Source organism: Streptomyces sp. NPDC048504 (genome assembly GCF_043200035.1).
Classification (GTDB): Bacteria; Actinomycetota; Actinomycetes; order Streptomycetales; family Streptomycetaceae; genus Streptomyces.
Genome location: NZ_JBICXA010000012.1, coordinates 320,879 through 340,864, shown reverse-complemented (window position 1 = coordinate 340,864; position 19,986 = coordinate 320,879). Strand labels below are relative to the sequence as shown.

Annotated in this window: 13 protein-coding genes and 1 pseudogene; 10 read left to right on the top strand and 4 right to left on the bottom strand. The window is 70.0% G+C overall.

Annotation, left to right across the window (positions count from 1 at the left end):
* Positions 1-185, bottom strand: a 185-nt coding sequence (locus tag ACGFY9_RS29300; RefSeq protein WP_393759042.1) for a transposase, incomplete at its 3' end; no start/stop codon positions are given.
* Positions 186-251: 66 nt separating this feature from the next.
* On the opposite strand from ACGFY9_RS29300, the pseudogene ACGFY9_RS29295 reads away from it, so the two are divergent.
* The 4 genes and pseudogenes from ACGFY9_RS29295 to ACGFY9_RS29280 all read left to right on the top strand — a co-directional run.
* Positions 252-542: pseudogene (locus tag ACGFY9_RS29295) on the top strand (sensor histidine kinase); the annotation flags it as partial.
* A gap of 50 nt (positions 543-592) precedes the next feature.
* On the top strand, positions 593-1,174 hold the full coding sequence (locus ACGFY9_RS29290; protein ID WP_393759067.1) for a LuxR C-terminal-related transcriptional regulator: 582 nt from the start codon (positions 593-595) through the stop codon (positions 1,172-1,174).
* A gap of 278 nt (positions 1,175-1,452) precedes the next feature.
* Complete coding sequence (locus ACGFY9_RS29285; protein WP_393759040.1) at positions 1,453-2,709, top strand: MFS transporter; 1,257 nt, start codon at positions 1,453-1,455, stop codon at positions 2,707-2,709.
* Positions 2,710-2,744: 35 nt separating this feature from the next.
* Entirely contained in the window at positions 2,745-5,876 is a 3,132-nt protein-coding gene (locus ACGFY9_RS29280; RefSeq protein ID WP_393759038.1) for an ATP-binding protein, read from the top strand.
* Here the strand turns inward: ACGFY9_RS29280 and ACGFY9_RS29275 are convergent.
* Both ACGFY9_RS29275 and ACGFY9_RS29270 read right to left on the bottom strand, forming a co-directional pair.
* Complete coding sequence (locus ACGFY9_RS29275; protein ID WP_393759036.1) at positions 5,857-6,648, bottom strand: ABC transporter permease; 792 nt, start codon at positions 6,646-6,648, stop codon at positions 5,857-5,859. The two genes, ACGFY9_RS29280 and ACGFY9_RS29275, sit on opposite strands and share 20 nt — an antisense overlap.
* On the bottom strand, positions 6,645-7,631 hold the full coding sequence (locus tag ACGFY9_RS29270; protein ID WP_393759034.1) for an ATP-binding cassette domain-containing protein: 987 nt from the start codon (positions 7,629-7,631) through the stop codon (positions 6,645-6,647). The genes ACGFY9_RS29275 and ACGFY9_RS29270 overlap by 4 nt, the downstream gene beginning before the upstream one ends.
* A 174-nt stretch (positions 7,632-7,805) precedes the next feature.
* Here ACGFY9_RS29270 and ACGFY9_RS29265 point away from each other — a divergent pair, with 174 nt between their 5' ends.
* The gene (locus ACGFY9_RS29265) at positions 7,806-8,252 is read left to right on the top strand and encodes an SRPBCC family protein (RefSeq protein ID WP_393759032.1); all 447 of its coding nucleotides are present in this window, start codon (positions 7,806-7,808) and stop codon (positions 8,250-8,252) included.
* A gap of 11 nt (positions 8,253-8,263) precedes the next feature.
* Here ACGFY9_RS29265 and ACGFY9_RS29260 read toward each other — a convergent pair whose 3' ends face one another.
* The gene (locus ACGFY9_RS29260) at positions 8,264-12,349 is read right to left on the bottom strand and encodes a discoidin domain-containing protein (RefSeq protein WP_393759030.1); all 4,086 of its coding nucleotides are present in this window, start codon (positions 12,347-12,349) and stop codon (positions 8,264-8,266) included.
* Between the two features lie 222 nt (positions 12,350-12,571).
* On the opposite strand from ACGFY9_RS29260, the gene ACGFY9_RS29255 reads away from it, so the two are divergent.
* The 5 genes from ACGFY9_RS29255 to ACGFY9_RS29235 all read left to right on the top strand — a co-directional run bounded on the left by ACGFY9_RS29255 (position 12,572) and on the right by ACGFY9_RS29235 (position 19,929).
* Positions 12,572-14,701, top strand: coding sequence for a glycoside hydrolase family 27 protein (locus tag ACGFY9_RS29255; protein ID WP_393759028.1), 2,130 nt, complete (start codon positions 12,572-12,574; stop codon positions 14,699-14,701).
* A 90-nt stretch (positions 14,702-14,791) separates the two neighbouring features.
* Positions 14,792-16,084 carry an ABC transporter substrate-binding protein gene (locus ACGFY9_RS29250; protein WP_393759026.1) on the top strand — a complete coding sequence of 431 codons (1,293 nt, stop codon included), beginning with the start codon at positions 14,792-14,794 and terminating at the stop codon, positions 16,082-16,084.
* Position 16,085: 1 nt separating this feature from the next.
* On the top strand, positions 16,086-17,021 hold the full coding sequence (locus ACGFY9_RS29245; protein ID WP_393759024.1) for a carbohydrate ABC transporter permease: 936 nt from the start codon (positions 16,086-16,088) through the stop codon (positions 17,019-17,021).
* Positions 17,021-17,869, top strand: a complete 849-nt coding sequence (locus ACGFY9_RS29240) for a carbohydrate ABC transporter permease (protein ID WP_393759022.1) — start codon at positions 17,021-17,023, stop codon at positions 17,867-17,869. Before ACGFY9_RS29245 ends, ACGFY9_RS29240 begins: the two co-directional genes overlap by 1 nt.
* Positions 17,866-19,929 carry an alpha-galactosidase gene (locus ACGFY9_RS29235; protein ID WP_393759021.1) on the top strand — a complete coding sequence of 688 codons (2,064 nt, stop codon included), beginning with the start codon at positions 17,866-17,868 and terminating at the stop codon, positions 19,927-19,929. The genes ACGFY9_RS29240 and ACGFY9_RS29235 overlap by 4 nt, the downstream gene beginning before the upstream one ends.
* The last annotated feature ends 57 nt before the right edge of the window (positions 19,930-19,986 follow it).

Below are 19,986 nucleotides of genomic sequence, written 5' to 3'. Positions count from 1 at the left end.
ACGGTCTGCCAGGGGCCGTACCGCTCAGGAAGATCCGGCCAGGGCACCCCGGTCCGGGCCCTGAACAACACCCCGTTGACCACTTTCCGATGATCCGCCCACTGCCCACCGGGCCTGCCGTTGGCGGGCAGCAAAGACTCGATCTTCTGCCACTGCGCATCCGTCAGCTCGTGTCGCCGCACCATACGGAGCTGCTGCCCGGCAAACCCCGAGATCCACCCAGCCCACCAAGAGCCATCAGAAACGGCCTAGCCCCGACCGTCGAGGCGGTCGCCTACTTCACCGTCTCCGAAGCCCTGGCCAACATCACCAAGCACGCCCCCGACGCCACCCGGGCGGACGTCGCCGTCGAGATCCGCGACGGTAGGCTCCGGGTCACCGTCGCCGACGACGGTCCCGGCGGCGCCGACCCCGCCCATGGCTCCGGCCTGGCCGGACTCGTCCGCCGGGCGGCCTCCGTGGACGGCGCGTTCACGATCAGCAGCCCCGCCGGAGGCCCGACCGTCATCACCGTGGAGTTGCCGTGCGCCGTCTCGCCGTGATCGCCGAGGACTCGGTCCTGCTCAGGATCGGCCTCGTCAAGGTCGTGGAGATGGCCGGCTACGAGGTCGCCGCCGAAGCCGGTGACGCCGACGCCCTGCTCGCGGCCGTCGCCGAACACCGCCCCGCCGTCGCCGTCGTGGACGTCCGTATGCCGCCCGCCCAGTCCGACGAGGGGGTGCGCGCGGCCCTGGTCATCCGCCGCGAGTGGCCGACGACAGCGGTCCTGCTGCTCTCCCAGTACGTCGAAGAGCGGTACGCCGCCGACCTGTTGACGACGAACACGGGCGGGGTCGGCTACCTGCTGAAGCAGCGTGTCGCCGATGTGGAGGACTTCATCGACGCCCTCCGCCGTGTCGAGGCGGGCGGCACCGTCCTGGACCCCGAGGTCGTGGCCCAGCTCCTCCTGCGCCGGGCCAGCGACCCACTGGACCGACTGACCCCACGTGAGCGTGAGGTGCTGACCCTGATGGCCGAGGGGCGCTCCAACTCCGGCATCGCCCGACAACTCGTGGTCAGCGACAGTGCGGTGGCCAAGCACATCAACAGCATCTTCACGAAACTCGATCTGCCGTCGGTCGACAGCGATCATCGCCGGGTGCTGGCGGTACTGCGGTTCCTGAGTTCCGGGTAAGGGATGTGCTCCGCAGAGCGCAGTAATTAATTGCCTTTCGCGTGAGGCCCCCAGGAGCTAACGTCCCAACCGCCAGTGACCGCCCAGAAGTTGGAGCCCAGAGATGCCCGGTCGTCCGGGCGCGCGTTGACGGCATAGGCCGAGATCGGCCCGTCATCGCGTGCCGCCCTTGATGTCGCTGCGGCACAGCGAGCCTTTCCCTCCCCGCTCGAACCGTGGGCGCGTCCTTCGCGCGCGCCGGGTCGCGGGTCTCGTTGTCGGCAACTCAAAGGGTTCCTGTGCCGTCCACTTCGAACAAAGACTTCCGCTGGCTCTGGCTGGGGCAGACAGTCTCCCAACTCGGCGAACAGACAAGCCTGGTGGTGCTGCCGCTCTTCGCCGTCCTCACGCTCGACATCGGTGCCGGACAGCTGGGCGTCCTGCGCGCGGTGGAGCAGGCGCCGATCCTGCTGCTCTCGCTCCTCGTCGGTGCCTGGGTGGACGGATGGCGCACGCGCACGGTGATGGTGGTGGCCGACGTCGGCCGAACCCTGGTGCTGGGCGTCGCCGCCGTAGCCGGATCGCTCAACTGGCTTGGTCTGCACGCCCTGTTCGTGCTGGTCTTCGTCGCCGGGGTCCTGTCCGTGTTCTTCGACGTGGCCTACCAAGCCTCTCTCGTACGGCTGGTGACGTCCGATCAGTTGGTGCGGGGCAACAGTGTGTTGGAGGGCAGCAGGTCCGCCGCTCAGATCGGTGGGCCCGCTCTCGGCGGCGCGTTGGTGACCCTGCTGTCGGCGCCGGTCGCCGTCGCCTCCAGCGCGCTGTTCTTCGCGCTGTCGTTCCTGTCGGTCCGACGGATCCGCCGTACCGAGTCCGTCCCGGAGCGCTCGGAACGTTCCCCTCGCGTAGGGCGGCGGATCCATGAGGGTCTCCGTTTCGTTGTCGGTGAATCCTTGCTGCGGACCGTTTGCTTCGCGGCAGCCGCCTTTCAGTTCTTCTTCGCGGCGATGATGACCGTCTATCTGCTCTTCCTCCCCCGGGAACTGCACCTGTCGGGCACCGCCGTAGGCCTGGCGCTCGCGGCGACCGGTCCGGGCGCACTCGTCGGCGCGCTGTTGGCCGCCCGGCTGCCGGGCCGGTTCGGATGCGGCCGGGTGATCGTGGTCGCGGCGGCACTCGGCGACGGCGCGTTCGCGTGTGTGCCCGCGCTGCACGGTTCGACCGCGATGACGATGGCCGTACTCCTCGCGGTGAACTTCGTGTTCGGGATTGCCGGGCAGTTGGTGAACGTCACGGTCATGGCCGTCCGGCAGGCGGTGACTCCGGACGGGTTGCAGGGGCGGGCGGCGGCGACGATCACGTTCGTCGGCATGGGGTTGTCGCCCCTGGGCTCGCTGTTCGGCGGGTTCCTCGCCCAGGAGTGGGGGCTGCAGACCGGCCTCCTGGTGTCGGCCGTAGGCATGGTGCTGTCCCCGGTGGTGCTGGCGCTGTCCCCGCTCGCACGCCTGGGTAGGGATCTTGACGCTCTCGTACGTGATCGGCCTGGTGCCGAGTAGGGGAGTGGCGGCGGGACCTTGGTTAATCTGCACGGGTGACTGTTGACCTGACCCTGCTGCCGCGTGTCGCCCATCGAAGACAGGAGGTCACCGCGCCCCGTCTCCGCGGACTCCTCGCGTTGCTCGCCGGCGACCTGCGCACCGGCTGCAGTACCGAGCGGCTGGTGGAAGGGCTCTGGCCGGACGAGTTGCCGGAGCGGCCGGGCAAGGCGCTGCAGGTCCTCGTGTCCAGGGCGCGGGCGCAGCTCGGCGCGGACTTCATCGTCAGCACACCCACCGGTTACCGGCTCGCCCTCGCCGAGGACCAGGTCGACAGTTCCGCCCTGCTGCTGCATGCCGCCGCCTGCGCGGACCGGGCCAGGGCCGGGGACCACGCGGGATCGCTGGCCGCGGCCGAGGCCGGGCTCACGCTGTGGGAAGGCACCCCCGACCAGGGTGGTGACAGTGATGACCCGGTCGCCGCGCTGCGTGCCGAGCGCGCGCCCGTCCGCGACACGCTCGTCCGCGCGCAGGCCCTCGCGCTCGCCCGCCTCGGCCGGCACGCGGAGGCCGCCGGACCACTGGCCGCGGCCGCCGAAGCGCATCCGCGGGACGAGGAGGTGCTCGGTGAGCTGCTCCGGGGCGAGGCGGCGACGGCCGGCCCGTCCGCCGCGCTGACCCGGTACGAGGCGTACCGCCGTGAGTTGCGCGACGAACTCGGCACGGACCCGGGGGCCGGACTCAAGGCCGTACAGCAGGAGTTGCTGCGTGGCGAGGCGCCCGTGGCCAGGCACGGGGTGCCGCACGAGCCGAACCCGTTGCTCGGCCGGGACGAGGACATCGCGGCCGTCGAAGGGTTGCTCCGCTCCTCGCGCGCCGTCACCGTCGTAGGACCCGGTGGTCTCGGCAAGACGCGGCTCGCGCACGCCGTCAGCCGTCGGGCCGAGCAGCGCGTGGTCTACTTCGTGCCGCTCGCCGGCGTCACCGCGGACGCGGACGTGGCCGCCGAGGTCGCCTCCGCGCTCGGCGCCGGTGCCATGAACGGGCCGGGCTCGGCTGACCCGGTGTCCGGCATCCTCGGCGTGCTCGGCTCCGGGCCCGCGCTGCTGGTCCTCGACAACTGCGAGCAGATCATCCGGGGCGCGGCCGACCTCGTCCAGGCACTCGTCTCGTCGTCCAAGGACCTACGGGTGCTCGCCACCAGCCGATCCCCGCTCGGCCTCACGTCGGAGGCGGTCTACGCGCTGCCTGAACTCGGCCTCGGTGTCTCGGCCGAGTTGTTCACCCAGCGGGCCCGGGCCGCCCGGAGCGGGGTGGAGCTGCCGCCGGACGCGGTGGCCGAGCTGTGCCGGCACCTCGACGGGCTGCCGCTCGCCGTGGAGTTGGCGGCCGCGCGGGTACGCGTCCTGTCGGTGCCGGACATCGCCCGCCGCCTCGGCGACCGGTTCGCGCTGCTGCGCGGCGGGGCACGGGACGTCCCGGAGCGCCACCGCACCCTGCACGCGGTTGTCGAGTGGAGCTGGAACCTGCTCGCCGAGGACGCCCGGGCCGCGCTGCGCACCCTGTCCGTCTTCCCCGGCGGCTTCTCCGGCGAGGCGGCCGAACAGGTGCTGGGCGACGACGCGTTGCTCCTGCTGGAGCAGCTGGCCGACCAGTCGTTGCTCACCGTCGCCGACACCCCGGCCGGTGTGCGGTTCCGGATGCTGGAGACCGTACGGGAGTTCAGCGCGGCCAGGCGTACCGAGGCGGGGGAGGACGAGGCGGTCGTAGACCAATTCCTTGTCTGGGCGCGGGACTTCGGGGTCGGGCATCACGACTGGTTCTTCGGCTCCGAGCCTCGGTCCGCCTGGGAGAGGATCAGGGGTGAGCAGGACAATCTCGTGCTGGCCCTGCGGTACGCCCTGGCCCGTACGGACTGTCCCACCATCGCCGCTCTCACCGCTGTCCTCGCCGCCCTGTGGTCCACCGGCTCCAGCTACCCCCGCCTCACCGCGCTCGCCGCGGACACCGGCCCGCCGTTGTCGCACTACTACCCCGAGCCCGAGTACGTCGAAGTCACCCGGGCCGCCGCGGTGTTGTGCACGGCGAGCCTGTTCATGGGCTACGGTCCGCAGGTCATACGCCAGCTCGTCACCCTGCGACGGCTGCCCGCGGCCCCGCCAGACACCCTGCTGCGCGCCATCTCGGCCGTGCTGAGCGCGGTCCCCGAGATGCTGCCCCCGGACTACGAAGTGCTGCGGAAGCTCTGCGACAGCGAGCAGCCGCTGCTCGCCGGCATCGCCGAGTGCGTCGCCACCTATGTCTGGGAGTACGAGCACGACATCGACCGTTCGCTCGCCTCGGCCCGTCGGAGCATCGAGGCGCTGGCGCCAGTCGATCACCCCTTCCTCCAGGTTCTGGGGCACGCCCGGCTGAGCGAGCTGTGCCTGCAGACGGAGCAGGGCGAGACGGCGTACGCACATCTCAGGGCGGCGCTCGCGGCGTTGCCACGCCTCGGCGACGAGCACGACTCCATCGGCGTCCGCTGGGGACTCGTCCTCGCCTGCCTGCAGCGCGGCGAACCCGACGAGGCCGAGCACTGGCTGCGGCAGGCGGAGGACCACAATCCCGCGCAGAAGGACGACGTCTACAGTCCTGACTTCGGCGGCCGCGCCGAGATCGCGCTCGCTCGCGGGCTGACGGAGGTGGGGCTCGGCCTGTGGCGGCGCAACGTGGAGGCGATCCCCGAGGCCGGCTCGACGCAGAGCGACGACCCCTTCTTCGACCGGTGGCTGCTCCAGGTCCAGTCGGCGGCGGTGACGGCGCACGCGCACGCCGGCCGGCTCGAACTCGTCGCGGAGGTGGTCGACCGACTGCGGCAGCGGATGCGGACCCTGCTCTCGGGGCCGGACCGATCGCCCATGGAACTCCCCGTGTTCGGGACGGGGTTGCACGCCCTCGGCATGGCGGGGCTGGTCTCCGGCGACGCCTCCGCCGTACGGATGATCGCGCTGGCCGAACGGCTGCGGGTGTTGCGCGATTTCCAGCCGACCATGTCGGCGGACCGTGCCCGGCGGGCGGTCGGGGCCGCCGGAAACGCTGCCGGGGCGGCGTACGCCGACGCGGTGTCGGAGTACGCCGCCCTGGAGCGGGACGAGTTGCGGGAGGCGGCCCGCGCTGCCATGACGGCTACTTCAGGCCGCGGTTGAACTGTGACGTCGACCAGCGGTAGCCGAGCACGGTCAGGCCGACGCACCAGGCGAGCGCGATCCACCAGTTGTTGCCGATCCCGGTGCCGAGCAGCAGGCCGCGCAGGGTCTCGATGGTCGGAGTGAAGGGCTGGTACTCGGCGATCGGCCGGAACCAGCCCGGCATCGTGTCGGCCGGGGTGAAGGCGCTGGAGATGAGCGGGAGGAGGATCAGCGGCGTCGCCATGTTGCTGGCGGCCTCGGGGTTGGGGCTGGCCATGCCCATTCCGACCGCGATCCAGGTGAGTGCCAGGGCGAACAGTACGAGCAGTCCGACCGCCGCCAGCCACTCCAGGAACGTGGCGTCCGTGGACCGGAAACCGATGGCCACGGCGACGGCACCCACGAGCACCAGGCTGGCGAGCACCTGCAGCACACTGCCGACGACGTGCCCGATGAGTACGGAGCCGCGGTAGACCGCCATCGTACGGAAGCGGGCGATGAGGCCCTCGGTCATGTCCATGGAGACGGAGATCGCGGCTCCGATCACGGTGCTGCCGATGGTCATCACCAGGAGGCCCGGGACGAGATAGGCGATGTAGTCGGAGCGGTCGGCGCCACCGCCACCGATGCCCGCGCTCATCACGTTTCCGAAGACGTAGACGAAGAGCAGCAACAGCATGATCGGCGTGAGCAGCAGGTTGAGGGTCATGGACGGGTAGCGCCGTACGTGCAGCAGGTTGCGGCGCAGCATCGTGGACGAGTCGCGGACCGCGAGGGAGAGGGTGCTCATCGGACGTTCTCCTTGGGCTGGTTGGGCACGCGGGGCTGGTGGGCGACCTTGGCGCCGCCGGTCAGGGCGAAGAACACGTCGTCGAGGTCGGGGGTGTGCACGGTCAGCTCGTCCGCCTCGATGTCGGCGGCGTCCAACCAGTCGAGGATGGCGCGCAGTTCGCGCTGGCTGCCGCCGCTGGGGATCTGCAGCGAGAGCGTCTCGTCGAACCGGGTGACCTCGCGCAGGGCCGTCGCGGCGGACTGGTAGGTGACCGGGTCGGTGAAGCGGAGCCGTACGTGTCCGCCGGGGACGAGCCGCTTCAACTCCTCGGCGCTGCCTTCGGCGACAAGCTTGCCGTCGTTCAACACCGCGATGTGGTCGGCGAGTTCGTCGGCCTCGTCCAGGTACTGGGTGGTGAGGAAGACGGTCGTACCGCCGGAGACCAGCTCCCGGATGATGCCCCACATGTTGTGGCGGCTGCGGGGGTCGAGGCCGGTGGTCGGTTCGTCGAGGAAGATGATCCTAGGGTTGCCGACCAGGGTCATGGCGAGGTCGAGGCGGCGCTTCATACCGCCGGAGTAGGTGGAGGCGGGCTTCTTCGCGGCCTCGGTGAGGTCGAAGCGCTCCAGCAGCTCGGCGGCGACCAGCCGTCCCTCCTGCTTGGACAGGTGGTGCAGATCCGCCATCAGGAGCATGTTCTCCTCGCCGGTGATCAGGCCGTCGACGGCGGAGAACTGCCCGGTGACACCGATCGCGGCCCGCACGGCCTGAGCGTCGGTGGCCAGGTCGTGGCCGCCGACCCGCAGCTCGCCGACGTCGGCGGTGACGAGCGTGGAGAGGATCTTGACGGCGGTGGTCTTGCCGGCGCCGTTCGGACCGAGCAGGGAGAAGACGGTACCGGCCGGGACGGCCAGGTCGATGCCGTCGAGCACTGTCTTGTCGCCGTAGGCCTTGCGCAGCCCGGTGGCCGAGATCGCGAGTTCGCGGGTCGTTGTCGTCATGCCGCAGAGCTTGCGGGAGGGCGCATTCAGCGCGGTTTCACGGTGGTTTCAGTGCCCTGGAACCCGTGGGCTCGCTGACAGGGAGCACGGGCGGAGCCGCGCCGATAAGCTGATGGTGCTCGGCACATCAGCGCGCACCCAGCCAAAACTCCCCACCGCAGCACAGGAGGAATCGTGGCCGGACAGTTCGAGGCGACAGCCGAGGTCAACCGCCCCGTCGAGGAAGTCTTCGCCTTCCTCGCCGAGGGCACGAACGACCCCAAGTTCAGCCCGAGGGTCCAGGAGATCACCAAGACTCCGGAGGGCCCGACGGCCGTGGGCACCGTCTTCACCAGCACGGTCAAGGACGCCGGTATGAAGACGGGCCGGAAGTTCCGGATCACCGAATACGAGGCCCCGCACCGCATCCGCTGGACCGAGGCCTCCAAGAACGTCGTGACGGCGGCCGAAGGCGGCTACGACCTGGAATCCACCGGCCCGGGCACGACCCGGGTGCGGATCTTCAACGTCCTCGAAGGCCACGGCGTCGGCAAGCTCCTCGTGGGTTTCGCCCTGGGCGCGGCCCGCAAGGACGCGCCCGCGTTCGGGCAACGCATCAAGACGGCGGTGGAGGAGTCCTGACGGACCAGTTCCTAAGAACTCGCTGTTGCTGTGCGGCTGTTGTACGCCTCCACCTCCAGAAGCGGATGACCTGAGGTCAGAGCCCCGGTCGGCCAGGACAGGGCGACGGTCTGGGACTCGTCGGGCAGCAGCCACAGGTAGTTGTGGCTGTACAGCGTCGGCAGCACGCGCCGGCCGGTCGCGCCGTCCTTCAGCGAGAGGCGGACCATCGCGGCGACGGCCGGCCCGTGATTGCGGACGGTGGCGGTCAGTTCGGTACGCGTCCCGGAACGGGACACGCGCCCGAGCGTCGCGGAGACCTTCGTCCGCGGCGCCTTGCCCAGTGCCCGCATGGCGGCCGGCGTGCGGTAGCGCCAGTAGGTGTTGCGCGACAGGACCCGGCCGTCGCCGCCGGTCAGCGTCAGGCGGAGGAGATGCAGGTCCGGCAGGTCGTCGGTCCAGGCCGCGGTGAACGCCTTCGTGGTCGTGGCCGGTGCCACGTCCAGTCGGGTGCTCTTGTTCCCGCCGAGCCGACGACCCGTCAGATCCATCAACTGGGCCGAGACCACGGCGTTCTTGAGGCCGTCGCGCGTGTGGTTGACCGCGATGACCCGCCCCTCGGGATCGGCCTGGACATGCAGGGGCTCGCAGGCCGAACGGGCGCCGTAGTACGTGCCGTTGACGTCGAAGTCGTAGTCGTAGGTCTGCCAGACCGTGCTGTGCCACGCGGGGTGGGACATCCACAGCATCAGGCCGCTGGCGTTGTCCCAGAGGTTCGCGTTCCAGGCCTCGAACATGGCGCGTGTGTTCTCGTAGTTGACGAACTGGGCCTTGCGCGCGAAGTCGTCCAGGCCGGTGGCCGTTCCGAGGCGCGCTTCCACGGCCGCCTTGTAGGTCTGCGGTGCCTGGTTCCCGCGCTCGCTCCAGTCGTGGTAGTACCACGCGCCGCGAATCGGCCACTCGGGCTCGTCGCCCGTCATGTTGCGCATGCTGGCGGCGGTGGAGACGACGGGCATGCCGATCTCCGTGTGGAACCCAAAGTCCTTGCTGCCGTAGGTGGTTGGATCGAAGTACTTCTCCGGTTCGACCCAGCCGTACGGGCCGCCGCCGGTGATGATGCCGCCGGCCGAGTTGTTCTGGTAGAGGATGCCGGGGGCCTGTCCCTGCACGGCCTCGCGCATGCCCTGGTCGATGGCGGCCGGCGGGTTGCCCTCGTTGGCGCCGCACCAGATGACCACGCTGGGGTGGATGCGGTAGCGCAGGACGTTGTCCCGGGCGATCGAGTTGAAGGCGTCGTGGTCCGGCGGGTCCATGCCCCACGCGTTGGGGAAGTCGTTCCACACCAGGATGCCGTGCTCGTCGCAGGCGGCGAAGAACTCCTCCCGGTCGGACGTGCCCACCCAGTTGCGGATCATGGTGAAGTTCATGTCGCGGTGCATCCGCACGGCCGCGTCCATCCGCTCCGGCGGCATACGGCGCAACAGCTCGTCCCAGCCCCAGTTGCCGCCCCGGGCCAGGACCCGCACCCCGTTCACGCTGATCTTCAACGGGTCGGGGGTGTTGGATACCGACTTCACGTCGGTCCAGGTGTCCGCGTCGTCCGACACCTGGATCACATAGGTCTTCGGGTAAGCCGACTCCCAGAGGATGGCGACCCGGTCGAAACGTCTTGAGGCGCCGAGATCGACCTGGATCCACTGGTGGTCGTCGTACTCCGAGGACCAACGGGTGCTCGTGTCACCGTCGGTGGCGTGTGCGGCCGGGTGGTCGGGGTCCTCGGTGGACGCGGTCGTCCTCTGGTGCAGGGCCAGGTCGGTTCCGGGCGCGGTGCTGTCGACGACGCCGAGGGACCACAGGGAGTTGCCCCAACTGGTGTTGCGCAGCCCGCAGTTGATACGGACGTAGCGGGCGGTCCGGGCGGCGAAGTCCTCCACCTGCAGGCTCGCGTTGCCGTTGTCGAACGGCAGCGGAACCGCGCTGTTGTCCACCGCAGCGGCATCGGTCCAGGTGACGTTGTCGGCGGAGACCTGCACCAAGTAGGTCTTCGCGTACGCCTGTTCCCAGACCAGGTCGACCCCGTCGACGGACTGCACGGACCCCAGGTCGACCCGTATCCACTGGTCGTCCGCGTAGGCCGAGGACCAGCGCGTGCCGGGATCACCGTCGGTGACGTTGCCGGCGGAGTGGTCGTCCCCGTCCGTGCTCGAAGCGTCGGCCTGCGCGTGCAGGGCCAGGTCGGTCGCGGGCCGAGCACTGTCGCGTACGGCCAGGGTCCACAGGGAGTAGCCCCAACCGGAGGCCCGGGTAAGGCACTTGACGCGCACGTAGCGGGCCTGTCGCCGGTCGAACGTCACGGACTGGGTATACGGGTCGCCGGAGTCGGCGAACGGCAGCGGCACCTCGTACTCGTAGCCGAACTGCCGGATGCCGAACCGGGTGGTGCGGCGGTCGCTCTCGGAACCGTCGAGCGTCGCGGTGATCGTGAGCTTGTGGAGGGCGGGGTCGCCCAGTCCATTGGGCCACCACAACTCGGGGTTGAGCAGCCGTAGTTGACCGAAGGCGGCGGGCGTGAACGTGACGTCGACGCTCTCTCCCGTCGGCACGGTGACGACCTTGCTGACCCGCACACCGTCGAAGGCCGCCGAGACCGTCGTCCTGTGGTCGGCGGTGTCGGCATTGCGGACCGGCACGACGATCGTCAGCTCGGCGACCGACACCTGGGGCAGGTTCGGCAGCACGGTGTCGACACGCGGATCGCCGATCACGACATGGCCGGTCGTTCTCAGCCGGACGTGGTTCCAGATGCCGGCGGCCCGGTCGCGTACCGCCGGCATCCAGTCCCAGCCCGAAGAGGCCAGGTAGGTGGGGGAGTTGAGGTTCATCTGGTTGGCACCGGCGTCCACCCAGGACTCGCCGGCGGGGCCCTTGTCGCCGGGGCTGCCCGGTACCGGCATGGGCGTGATCTTCACCGCGAGCGCGTTCGCGCCGCCCGTGGAGAGCAACTCGGTCACGTCGTGGGCCGAGCGGGCGAACGGGTAGGTCAGACCGCCCACATGGTGACCGTTGAGCCAGATGTCCGCCGCGTGGTTGATGCCGTCGAACTCCAGCCAGGTCCGGCGCCCGGTCCCGGTGCGCAGACCGCGCGGCAGCTCGAACTCCCGCCTGTACCACCACGCATGACGTGACAGGGCCTCGGGGACGTGGAGGTTGTTCAGTCCGGCCACGGGGTCGGGCAGCTTGCCCTGGTCCACGAGTGAGCCGAGTACCGTGCCGGGGACGGTGGCCGGCAGCCAACTGCCGGTGTCCACCGACGTCTTCGACACCTTTGAGCCGTCGCCCTCGGCCCAGTCGTCCAGTGTCAGCCGCCAGCCGGACTCCACCGGGACCGTGCCGTCCTCGGCCACCGTCAGCTTGGGGGCCGGTCCGGAGTGGGTGCCCCAGTCCGTCCAGCCCGTGGCCGACGGCCGGTGGCCGGCGACGGTGCCGTAGACCTCGAAGCCGTTCAGGCCAAGGGGGTTGGGGTTGGAGCGACGGGTCGAGGTCAGCCGTATCCAGCGGGCGGTGACCGGGCGCGGGGGCTGGATGTCCACCACTCCGCCCGTGCCCGCCGTGGTGCGGTACACGCTGGTCCAGGTCGTGTGGTCGGTCGAGGTCTCGACGACGTACTCGGCCGAGTAACTGGACTGGATCTCCTTGCCCGTTGTGCCGTCGGCCGGGTTGCCCGTGGTGGGAGGCGTGAACACCGGGTCGCTCGCGTCGGCCTCGAAGGTGAGGCGGATCGACGTGACGGCGCACGCGGCCTGCAGATCGATCGCGATCCACTGCGGGTCGCCCGCCGCCGCCCGCCATCCGCTGCCGCGCACACCCGGCGAGGCGAGCCGGTCCACCACGAACGAACCCGGGGTCGGCGCGTAGGCCGTCGAGGAGACGGACACGGGGCGGTGGAGCGCGAGTTCGCCGGGTGTGCCGGGGGAGGAGGGCACGGTCGTCGAGCTGTCGGCGGCGGTGGCGGTCGACATGGGCAGCAGGGAACTCAGCCCGAACCCCGCGAGCAGGGTGGAACCCGTGGTGACGACGGAGCGGCGCGACAGGCGTGGCGAACCCGATTGATCTGTCATGAGCGTGATGTCCCATCAAACGTCGGCGGCACTGACAACGTTGCCAAAGGCTGTGACGCGAGGGAGGCTGTGTCAACCCCTGATGCGGCGTTCTAATAAATTAGGAATTAATATTGACAGGGTTTCGGTCCCGCGCCACAGTCGTCGCCGTGACGCCGGAAGCCCCTGTCGCAGTGCGGCCCGCGTCACGTCCTCCTGCTTCCCAACCCTCGGGAGAGGCAAGTGACTTCACATCCGCAGGTCCGCACACCCGCGGCTTCGAGACGGACGCGCCGCGCCACCGTCGTCGCCATCGCGACCGTACTGGCGGCGACCGCCGCCCCGGTGGCCACGGCACAGACCGGCGCCGACCAGGGCGCACCCGACTACTACGACAGCGGTCTCGCGCCGACGCCGTACATGGGCTGGAACACCTACTACGGTCTGGGCGCGCCCACCGAACAACAGGTCCGCTCGGTCGCGGACAAGCTGGTCAACAGCGGTCTGCGGGACGCCGGTTACGACATCGTGTGGCTCGACGGCGGCTGGCAGTCCGACAACCCGCGTGACGCGAACGGGCGGTTGGTCGCCAATCCGGACCGATTCCCGTCCGGCATCCCCGCGTTGGTCTCCTACCTGCACAAGCGCGGCCTGAAGGCGGGCATCTACACCGACGCCGGCACCTACGACGGCGGCAAGAGCTGCGGGCTCGGCAGCAGGGGCCACTACGACGAGGACGCGCGGCAGTTCGCCGGCTGGAAGATCGACGCGGTCAAGGTCGACTTCCTGTGCGGGATCGGCGCCAAGCTCGATCCGGGCCCGGCGTTCAAGGAGTTCAGCGACGCGGTCGCCAAGTCCGGCCGCACGATGCTGCTGAACCTGTGCAACCCGCTCACCGACGACTGGGGCCTGCCGCACACGCCCGAGCAGGACGCGCACAACACGTACGTCTACGCCCCGACGATCGCCGACTCCTGGCGCACCGGCACGGACATCGCCTGGGGCACCCCGAGCCCCGGACAGTGGCCCAACATCCTGCGCAACATGGACGCGAACGCCTGGCACCCCGAGGCGCAGGGACCCGGGCACTACAACGACCCGGACTACCTCATCCCCATGCGTCAAATGGCTGATGGCTCGCTGGAGTTGACGCAGGAGGAGTCCACCACGCAGTACTTGATGTGGGCCGAGATGGGCTCGCCGCTCGTGCTGGGTTCCGACCCGCGCACCCTGTCCGACTCGATGCTCGCCACCCTGCGCAACCCGGAGATCATCGCCGTCGACCAGGATCCGCTTGCTGTCCAGGGCGTCCGCGTGGCCAGCGACTCGGTCGGGGACGTGTACAGCAAGGTGCTGGAGGGCCACGGGCAGCGCGCGGTCGTCCTGCTCAACCGGTCCGACCAACCCGCCCTGCGCACCGTGCAGTTCGCGGACGCCGGGCTCGGCGGGCCGGTCAAGGTCCGGGACCTGCGGGCTCGTACCGACCGGGGCACGCACACGGGGTCCTACACCGTCGAGGTCCCCGCGCACGGCACCGCGCTCCTGAAGCTGACCGGGGCGGACGCCCTGCCCGGTACGAACCTCGGCCGGAAGGCCACGGCAAGCCCGGCCGTCGTCCGTGACGGCGACACGTTCACCACCTTCCTGCGCGGACCGCACGGCTCGCTCGTGCAGCAGGCCGACGGCAGGACCCGTGACCTTGGTGGTCCCACGAAGGGCGAGATCCTCGGCCAGCCCGCCGCGTACGCCTCGGCCGGCGGACGGATCGACGTCTTCGTGCGCGGCGCCGACTCCCGGGTGTACCGGCGGGTCTACGTCGGCGGCCGCTGGGGAGCATGGCAGAGCCTGGGCGGCCGGGTGGCCGACGCGCCGTCGGTCGCGTTCACCGACCCCGCGCACTGGACGCTGTTCGCCACCGGCACGGACGGGCAGGTCGTGCAGCGCGGGCCGTCGACCGGCTGGACCTCGCTCGGCGCACCCGGTGGCCGGGCGGTGTACGGGCGGCCGTCCGCTGCCGTGGACGCTCAAGGGCGGGTGTATCTCGCCGTGCGCAGCGCGGCCGACGACGTGTGGACGCGGTCCCGGGATCTGTCGGGGGAGTGGTCGCCGTGGGCGTCGGCCGGCGGGACCGTCAGCGGGAGTCCGACGCTGGTCGCCGTAGGGGATGCCGTGGTGCTGTACGCGCGGGCCGCCGACTACACGCTCTGGCAGCAGCGGTACGAGAACGGTGCGTGGCAGGGCTGGACCAAGCAACTGGCGTTCCCCAGCGCCGCGTTCGACGGTGCGCTCGGGGCGGTGGCCGGGCCGGGTGGGGCGGTCGACGCGGTGTTCCGCGGAGTCGACGGCTATGTGCACCTGACCCAGTTCAACTAAATTAGTAATTATTCTTGACGTGGTGGGGACGCCACGTGAATCTGGAACCGCGTGCATCTGGATCCGCGCGGGATCCACAGGGAGCCATCCATGACGAATCATCAGCCCGACCGACGCCGGTTCCTCGCCGGACTCGGTGCCGCAGGGACGGCGGCGCTGCTCAGCGGCTGTGTCACCTCGACCTCTTCCAGCAAGAGTTCCTCGAAGGGAGCGGTGACCCTCCAGTCCAACCTCTCCGCCCCGCAGGCCAAGGCCGCGATGGAGGACCTCGTCGCCGCCTACGCCAAGAAGGGCTCCGACCGCGCGAGCCTCAACACGGTCGCCGCGGAGACCTTCCGCACCCAGCTGCCGACGTACCTCACCTCGGCCAACCCGCCGGACGTCTACACCTGGTACCCCGGCTCGGTCGCGGAGGCCTACGCCAAGAAGAACCTGCTGCTCGACCTCGATGACGCATGGTCCTCGTCGCCGGACCTCAAGCGGTACTCCAAGGCGCTCAACTCGCTGTGCACGTCGACGAGTTCGGGCAAGAAGGTCTTCGTGCCCACCACCTACTACTGGTGGGGCATGTTCTACCGCAAGTCCAACTTCGCCAAGTGGGGCGTGAGCGAGCCCAAGAGCTGGGACGACTTCCTCGACCTGTGCGACAAGCTCAAGAGCAAGGGCGTCACCCCGATCGGGCTGGGAGCCGGCGGCGGCACGGCCTGGGTGGCCTCGGCGTGGTTCGACTACCTCGACATCCGGATCAACGGTGCCGAGTACCACCGCCAACTTCTTGCCGGGAAGCACCGGTTCGACGACCCGGAGGTGCGCAAGGTCTTCGACCGCTGGCAGGAGGTGCTGCCGTACTTCGACCCGAACGGCGCCGCCGTCGCCTTCCAGGACGCCACGACCTCGCTGCTCAACGGCCGGAGCGGCATGATGCTCATCGGCACCTTCTTCGCCGACGCGGCACCGAAGAACGCCCTCGACGACATCGACTTCTTCCGCTTCCCGGTCATCGACGCGAAGGTCCCGCTCGCCGAAGAGGCGCCCACGGACGGCTACTTCGCCAGTGCCCGCACCGGCCGGCACGACCAGGTGATCGACCTGATGAAGTACCTCGCCACCGCCGAGGCCCAGGAGATCTACATCAAGGGCTCCTCCGGCACCGTCCTGCCCTGCAACCCCGCCGCGAAGGACGCCGGCACCGCGCTGGTCAAGAAGGGCCGCAAGCACGTCGATTCGGCCGTCGAGATCACCCAGTTCTTCAACCGGGACTCCAGCGACGCCCTCCAGCCCACCGCGGACAACGCGTTGACGAAGTTCCTGGCCAAGCCCAAGTCGATCGGGAGCATCCTCACCGACTGGCAGCGCGACGCCGAGAAGATCTGGAACGCGTGACATGGCCGTGCTGACCGCGCCCGACCGGAAGTCCCCGGCCCGAACGCCCGCCCAGGGCAAGCGGGTTCGGGGCCACCGGCGCACATCCCCGCTGGTGCTCCCGTTCGTCCTCGTCCCGCTTCTCGTCGAGGCGGTGTGGGTGTTCTGGCCCGCCGTGCAGGGCTTCTACCTCGCCCTCACCGACTGGGACGGCGTCTCCCCGCCGACGTTCGTGGGCCTGGGCAACTTCCGGGAGATGGCCCACGACGACGTCTTCCGCAGCGCGGCCGGCCACACCGTCCTCTGGCTGGTCCTCTTCGGCGGCCTGTCCGCCCTGCTCGGCCTCGCCGCCGCGCTCCTGCTCCAACAGGAGCGCCGTGGCGTCGGTTTCTACCGCGCGGCCCTGTTCCTGCCGGTCGTCTTCTCCCTGGTCGCCACCGCCCTGGTCTGGCAGGCGATCTACCAGCCCGACGGCGTCCTCAACCAACTCCTGCAATCCGTAGGCCTCGGCAGCCTGCGCCACGCGTGGCTCGCCGACCAGGACACCGCCCTCTACGCCGTGATCGTGCCCGCGCTCTGGCGCCAGATCGGCTACGTCATGGTCCTCTACCTGGCCGGCCTCAAGGGCATCGACCCGGCCCTGTACGAGGCCGCGAAGGTCGACGGCGCCAGTGCGTGGCAGCGCCTGCGGCACGTCACCCTGCCCCAACTCCGCAGTGTCAACGCGGTGGTGCTGTCGGTCATCGTCATCGACTCGCTGCGCTCCTTCGACGTCGTGTGGTCTCTGACCCGAGGCGGCCCCTACCACTCCTCCGAACTGCTGAGCACCTACATGTACTCAACCGCCTTCCAGTCCCTGCGACTTGGCTACGGCTCCGCACTCGCCGTCGTCATCTTCGTGCTGGCCTTCGGCGTCATCTGCTCCTACCTCGTCCGCGCGTTCCGGGAGGCCGACTGATGTCCGCCAACTCCACGGCCCTGCGCCGAAAGCGGGCCGCGACCGCCGGATTCCACCTGGGAGCGGGGGCGTTGGCGATCCTGTGGCTGCTGCCCATCGCCCTGGTCCTGGTGACCAGCCTGCGCTCCTTCGACGACATCGCCGCCCACGGACTGGGCAGTTGGCCGCACTCCTTCACCCTCGGCAACTTCCACCAGGCCTGGGCCGACGGCGGCCAGCCGCGCGCCCTCATCAACAGCCTGATCGTCACCGTCCCCTGCGTCCTGATCACCCTGGCCCTCGCCGCGATGGCCGCCTTCGCCCTCAGCCGCTACGAACTCCCCTTCCGCCGCTCCCTGTTGCTCCTCATGCTCGGCGGCAACCTCCTCCCGCCGCAGATCCTCCTCATCCCGGTGTCCAAGCTCAGCGAAGTGATGGGCATCTTCGACACCCTGCCCGCACTCATCGGCGTACAGATCGGCTTCGGCGTCGGCTTCTACGTCTTCGTCCTGCACGGGTTCATGCGGTCGATCCCGGCGGAGATCCAGCAGGCGGCGGTCGTCGACGGCGCCGGCCCCTGGCAGATCTTCTGGCGGATCATCCTCCCGCTGACCCGGCCCGCCCTGGCCGCGCTCAGCGCCCTGTCCTTCACCTGGATCTTCAACGACCTGCTCTGGGCCATCACCGTGCTGCGCAGCGACACCAAGATGCCCATCACCGCCGCGCTCATCGGACTTCAGGGCCAGTACGTGTCGATGTGGAACGTCATCGCGGCCGGCTCCGTCATCGCCGCCGCACCCACGGTCGCCGTGTTCCTGCGCTTCCAACGGCACTTCGTGGCCGGGCTCAACCTCGGGGCGGTCAAGTGACGTACCAGCGCTGGACCTTGCGCACGGAGAACACCAGCTACACCGTGCGCCTGTCCCCGGACGGCCCGTGGGCCGAGCTCGACGCGTGGGGACCGCTCGGCGTCGAGGACGGTCCCTCCGCCCTGGACTGGTCGCGACGCACACACTTCATCACACCCGCCGACGCGGCACCTGCCGAGTATCTCCCGTACGGGCTACGGCCGTTCACCGGATCCGAGCTGGTGGCGTCACGTCCGGACGGCGAAGACCGGGGAGTGTGGTGGGAGTTCACAGGCGCGGAGACGGACGAGGGAGCACTACGACTCGCCTTCCACGACGAGCAGTTGGGCCTCCGGACCGTCCTCCACTACGAGACCGTCCCGGGCACGGACGTGATCCTCCGCCGGACGGAGTTCACCGCCACGGACGAACTCCGCCTGGAACGCCTCGACTCGGCCGCCGTGAACATCCCCGTCGCCGGAGTCGCCCGCCTGACCTACCTCACGGGGCAGTGGTCGCAGGAATTCCAGCGCACCCAACTCCACCTGCCCAGAGGCACGTTCACGATCGGCAGCCTGCAAGGGGCGCCGGGCCACGCGTACGCGCCCTGGCTCGCGGTGCAGGACGGCGAGTCGCAGGCCGTGTACGGCATCGCCCTCGCCTGGCCCGGCAACTGGCACATCACCGCCGAAGCCGAACCCGGCGGAGCCGTGCGGGTACGGGCGGGCCGCGTCCCGCACGAGGGAGCGGTGATCCTCGCACCCGGCGAGACCCTCACCACCCCCCAACTCGCCTGCGCCTTCAGCCCGGAGGGCCTCGACGGACTCTCCCGCGTCTGGCACCGCTACGAACGACACCTCTCCGGCGAGCGCCTGCACCGCCCCCGCAAGGTCCTCTACAACTCCTGGGAAGCCACCGGCTTCGACATCGACGCGGCCGCGCAACTGGAGCTGGCGAAGACAGCCGCCGACATCGGGGCCGAGCTGTTCGTCGTGGACGACGGCTGGTTCACCGGACGCGCCGACGACACCGGGGGACTGGGGGACTGGTGGCCCGACCCGGCCGCCTTCCCGCAGGGATTCGACCAATTCATCGCGGACGTCAGGGCGTTGGGCCTGGACTTCGGTCTGTGGATCGAGCCCGAGGCAGTCAGCCCCGGGAGCCGTCTGTACGCCGAACACCCCGAGTGGGTCTACCGGATCGAGGGCCGCCCCGGCCGCCTCGTCCGCAACCAGCTCCTCCTCGACCTCGGCCGGACCGACGTCCAGGACTTCGTCATCGGGACGCTCGACCGGCTGCTCGGCACCCACGCCATCAGCTACCTCAAGTGGGACATGAACCGCCCGCCCACCGAGCGCGGTCGCCCCGGTGCCGGCCGCGTGGACCTGGACGCCGAGCATGTCGCCGGATACCTGCGCGTTCTCGACCACCTCCGTTCCGCCCACCCCGACGTCACCGTCGAGGGCTGCGCGGGCGGTGGCGGGCGGATCGAGCACGCGACCCTCGCGCGCACCGACGTGGTCTGGCCCAGCGACAACACGGCACCGCTGGACCGGCTTTCGACCCAATACGGCTTCCTGCACGCGCACGCCCCGCACGTCATGAGCTCCTGGGTGACCGACGCGCCCGGTGTCTTCGATCCCCGCCCGCGCAGCCTCGCCTTCCGCTTCGTCAACGCCATGTGCGGGGTGCTGGGCGTCGGCGCCGACCTGCGCGCGTGGACGCCGGAGCAGCGGGCCGAGGCCGCCCGGTGGATCGGCCGGTACAGGGAGGTGCGGGACGTGATCCACCATGGTGAGGCACGGCTCCTCGGTACGCCGGAGGAGCCGAGCTGCGGGGTGCAGTACGACGCCGGGGACCGGACCGTCGTCGCCGCGCTGAGCACCGGGCGGCTCGACGGGGCGCCGCTCGTGCCGGGGCGTCCCGACCGGCTCCGGCTGCGGGGGCTCGACCCGACGGCTCGCTATCGGGACACGGCGACGGGAACGACGTACAGCGGAGCCCATCTGCTGCACTACGGGCTGCCGTTCGCGTGGAGCGCCGATCATGATGCCGACCTGATCGTGCTGATGCGTGAGTGAGCCCCTTATGTTTCCAGCAAGCCCTTACTCGTGAACAACGCGCAGGACGCGAAGGAG

Coding starts and splice junctions, on each gene's coding strand:
- ACGFY9_RS29260 (WP_393759030.1), bottom strand. CDS start 12,349: ATGACAGATCAATCGGGTTCGCCACGCCTGTCGCGCCGCTCCGTCGTC.
- ACGFY9_RS29245 (WP_393759024.1), top strand. CDS start 16,086: ATGGCCGTGCTGACCGCGCCCGACCGGAAGTCCCCGGCCCGAACGCCC.
- ACGFY9_RS29275 (WP_393759036.1), bottom strand. CDS start 6,648: ATGAGCACCCTCTCCCTCGCGGTCCGCGACTCGTCCACGATGCTGCGC.
- ACGFY9_RS29290 (WP_393759067.1), top strand. CDS start 593: ATGGCCGGCTACGAGGTCGCCGCCGAAGCCGGTGACGCCGACGCCCTG.
- ACGFY9_RS29250 (WP_393759026.1), top strand. CDS start 14,792: ATGACGAATCATCAGCCCGACCGACGCCGGTTCCTCGCCGGACTCGGT.
- ACGFY9_RS29270 (WP_393759034.1), bottom strand. CDS start 7,631: ATGACGACAACGACCCGCGAACTCGCGATCTCGGCCACCGGGCTGCGC.
- ACGFY9_RS29240 (WP_393759022.1), top strand. CDS start 17,021: ATGTCCGCCAACTCCACGGCCCTGCGCCGAAAGCGGGCCGCGACCGCC.